Raw genomic sequence first — 444 nt, 5'->3', positions numbered from 1 at the left:
ATTCACCTGAGCAAGGGTGGAAAATTGACTGTCAGTGTCAACGACACCGACTGGAGCAAGCGCATCAGCGAGACCTGGCGCGACAAGCCTTTGTATTTCAAAGCCGGTGTTTATACCCAGGACAACACCGGGTATACCTCGGAAGGTCGCAAGGCCACGTTCTATAATCTGGATATTGATCACAACAAGAGCTGAGTCGCACGCAGGCCTTGAATCAAACGATCAAAAAAAAACGGCCCGCACTTGCAGAAAGTGCGGGCCGCTTTTCATTTCATCGGTTATTCAAGCAGCATTATCAGCGGTTGGCTTTGAACTCCTGCTCAGCCGCCAGGAAACGTGTCTGCATGGACGCAGACGCAGGATTGCCGATCAGACTGAATACCACGATGGCAATGCTGGCAAGGATGAAACCCGGGATGATTTCATACAGGACAAGGGTACTGA

The 444-nt window shown here is 50.9% G+C and carries 2 protein-coding genes; one reads left to right on the top strand and one right to left on the bottom strand.

The genetic code is table 11. From position 1 onward, the window contains the following. The coding region (locus ALO43_RS02295) for a polysaccharide lyase family 7 protein (protein WP_162235566.1) at positions 1 to 195 on the top strand (195 nt) is incomplete at its 5' end. Between the two features lie 100 nt (positions 196 to 295). Here the strand turns inward: ALO43_RS02295 and ALO43_RS31260 are convergent. Then, a partial coding sequence (locus tag ALO43_RS31260; RefSeq protein ID WP_167346607.1) for a hypothetical protein occupies positions 296 to 444 on the bottom strand: 149 nt, incomplete at its 5' end.

The organism is Pseudomonas tremae, assembly GCF_001401155.1.
In the GTDB taxonomy this organism is placed as follows: Bacteria; Pseudomonadota; Gammaproteobacteria; order Pseudomonadales; family Pseudomonadaceae; genus Aquipseudomonas; species Aquipseudomonas tremae.
This window is presented reverse-complemented; position numbering and strand designations above follow the sequence as displayed.